Consider the following 2,976-nt stretch of genomic DNA (forward strand, 5'->3'; position numbering starts at 1 on the left):
GGGCGGCGGTAGCGGCAGCGGCGGGCCGGGGGCGGGCCGGTCGTCCACGACGAGGATCTCGCGCGGGCCGGGGCCGGGCGCGGCGGCCGGCGACTTCAGCAGGGCCTCCAGCAGCGCGCCCAGGCTGGGACGGCCGACGGTCGGCACCACCACGCTGTAGGAGACCCCCGAGGCGGGCCTCATCGGGCGAACACCTCCCCGCGTCGCACCACGTAGGGACCGATGACGAGCAGGTCGACGGGGGCCGAGCCGAAGCACTCCAGGGCGTCGCGCGGATCGTCGACCATCGGGCGCCCGGCGGTGTTCAGGCTCGTGTTGACGACCACGGGCAGGCCGGTGCGGGCCTCGAACGCCGCCAGCAGGTCGGCGGCCAGGGGCTCGTCGGCCCGGTCGACGGTCTGGACGCGGGCGGTGCCGTCCACGTGCACCACGGCGGGGATCCGGTCGCGCCACTCGGGGTGCACCCGGTGGACGAACATCATGTACGGGCTCGGCAGCGGGCCGTCGAAGATGGCGGCGGCGCGCTCCAGCAGGACCATCGGCGCGATCGGGCGGAACTGCTCGCGGCCCTTGACCGCGTTGAGACGCTCCAGGTTGTCGGCATTGCCGGGGTGGGCCAGCAGCGACCGGTGGCCCAGGGCGCGCGGTCCGTACTCGGCGCGGCCCTGGAACCACGCCACGATCTGGTCGCGCGCCAGGGCGTCGGCGACGGTGGCGGCCAGGTCGGCGGGCCTGTCGTAGGGGACGCGGGCGGTGTCGAGCCGGCGCGCGAGCTCGGCGGCGGCCCAGCGGCGGCCGAGGGCCGCGCCGGGCATCGCGGTGATCGTGTCGCCCATCCGCTCGGCGACGTGCAGGGCCGCGCCGAGCGCGGTCCCGGCGTCCCCGGCGGCGGGCTGCACCCAGATCTCCGCGTAGGGGCCGTCGGCGGCCAGCCGGGAGTTGGCGGCGCAGTTGAGGGCCACTCCCCCGGCCATCGCCAGCCGGCGCGAGCCGGTCCGCTCGTGCAGCCATCCGGCCAGGTCGAGCAGGACCTCCTCCAGGCGGAGCTGCACGCTGGCGGCCAGGTCGGCGTGGTCCTCGTTCCACTCCTCGCCGGCGCCGCGCGGTTTGGCCAACGACGACCAGTCCACGCGGCCGACCGAGAAGCCGCCGTCGCCGGTGGCGCGCACCAGCCGCCGCATCTCGTCGGCGAAGCGCGGGCGGCCGTAGGAGGCCAGCGCCATCACCTTGTACTCGTCGCTGGAGCGCAGGAATCCCAGGTGTTCGGTGAGTTCCTCGTACATCAGCCCCAGCGAGTGCGGGAGCCGCTGCGCGCTCAACGTGGTCAGCGTGCCGTGCCGGTAGGTGCCCGCCAGGTGCGAGTGGGACTCGCCGCGCCCGTCGAGCACGAGCACGTCGCCCTCGCCGGGGGTGGGGGCGGCCAGCGCGGCGGATGCGGCGTGCGCCACATGATGCGGGACATATCTGAAGATTCCGGGATCAAGACCGGGCAGGGCGTCGGCGAGCATCACCGGCGCGCGCCGGACGTACAGCGTCCGCAGGCGCTCCCACTCGCCCTCGTGGCCCTCCAGACCCGGTTCGACCAGGGACGGGTCGTAGGAGTAGGCCACCGCGTCCAGCGCGCCGGGCTCGATCCCGCCCTCCCGGAGACACCAGCGCGCGGACTCCTCCGGCAGTTCCCACGCGGAGAAGGCGTGGGGCCGCTTGCCGTGCTTGCGGCGGCTGAACCGCTCCTCCTCGGCGGCGGCGACCACCTGACCGTCCACCACGAGCGCGGCGGCCGGGTCGTGGAAGACGGCGTTGATTCCGAGAACGCGCATCTGGAGTCTCCGATCCCCTTCGGAAGATCAGGCATAGGAAGTTGTGAAAGGCACGGCGCCCCGTCGCGGGAGAAGCGGAACCTCCCCGGGCTACCCGCACCCGGGCCCTCAAACGGCTCTCTGCCCCGCTTTGCCTTTGGGTAAGGTCAAACTAACTTTCAGATGCGATTCGTAATCACCCGATCTCCCACCGTAGTCACCTAAAGCGCAGGTTGACCGCAGGGCGAACGGGTACCGCGCCGCACATGCGTGGCGCCGTCATCGTGACCACACATCGCCGCCGGGACACTGTGGGGCACTACGCGAGCGGCGTCCCATTCCACCCGGCGCCACGTCAGCCGGCAAAGGCCCTTGACCGACCTTTCACCCGGGGGGAAGCCGTGTCAGACGTGACGGTGGCCGTCGCCACCCGCGACCGCGCCGCCGAGCTGCGGCGCAGCCTGGCCGAGCACGTCGCGACCGGGGACGCGGCCCCGGTGATCGTGGTGGGCAACGCCTCGGCCGACGAGACCGCCGCCATCGCGAGCGTCGCCGGGGCCCGCGTGATCCGGCCGTCCCGCGACCTCGGGGCCGCCGCCCGCAACCTCGCCGTGCGGGAGGCGGACACGCGCTACGTGGCGTTCGCCGACGACGACTCCTGGTGGGAGCCGGGCGCGCTGGACCGCGCCGTGGAGATCATGGACGCGTACCCGCGGGCGGCGCTGCTGGCCGCGCGGGTGCTGGTCGGCGAGGAGGAGCGCCCCGACCCGGTGTCGGAGGCGATGGCGCGCGCCCCGCTCGGCCGTCCCGCGGACCTGCCGGGCCCCTCGGTGCTGGGTTTCCCGGCCTGCTCGGTGATCGTGCGGCGGGACGCGTTCCTCCAGGTCGGCGGGTTCTCGCCGGTGCTGCGCGGCGGTGGCGAGGAGGAGCTGCTCGCGCTCGACCTCGCGGCGGCCGGGTGGGGGCTGGCGTACGTGCCCGAGCCGGTCGTCCACCACCATCCCTCGCCGCACGGCCGCGACCCGGCCGCCCGGCGCCGCCGCGAGGTCCGCAACCGGCTGCTCACCGCCTGGCTGCGGCGCCCGCTGCCGGTGCTCGGGCACCACCTGCTCACCGCCCTGGCCGGCGCCGACGGGCGGCGCGGCGCGCTCGCCGCCGTCCGCGCGTTCCCGGCGGT

General features: G+C 74.9%; 2 protein-coding genes and 1 pseudogene. 1 reads left to right on the forward strand and 2 read right to left on the reverse strand.

The annotated features are described in order from the left end of the window. Positions 1-183, reverse strand: a pseudogene (locus tag AKI01S_RS48440) (hypothetical protein); the annotation flags it as partial. Further along, positions 180-1,820: a carbamoyltransferase family protein gene (locus AKI01S_RS48445; protein ID WP_067833877.1), complete on the reverse strand. Its 1,641-nt coding sequence runs from the start codon at positions 1,818-1,820 to the stop codon at positions 180-182. The gene AKI01S_RS48445 and the pseudogene AKI01S_RS48440, both read right to left, overlap by 4 nt. 380 nt (positions 1,821-2,200) lie before the next feature. Here AKI01S_RS48445 and AKI01S_RS48450 point away from each other — a divergent pair. Beyond that, positions 2,201-2,976, forward strand: a 776-nt coding sequence (locus AKI01S_RS48450) for a glycosyltransferase family 2 protein (RefSeq protein WP_218010106.1), incomplete at its 3' end; no start/stop codon positions are given.

This window comes from Actinomadura kijaniata NBRC 14229 (assembly GCF_001552175.1).
Taxonomy (GTDB): Bacteria; Actinomycetota; Actinomycetes; order Streptosporangiales; family Streptosporangiaceae; genus Spirillospora; species Spirillospora kijaniata.

Coding starts and splice junctions, on each gene's coding strand:
- AKI01S_RS48445 (WP_067833877.1), bottom strand. CDS start 1,820: ATGCGCGTTCTCGGAATCAACGCCGTCTTCCACGACCCGGCCGCCGCG.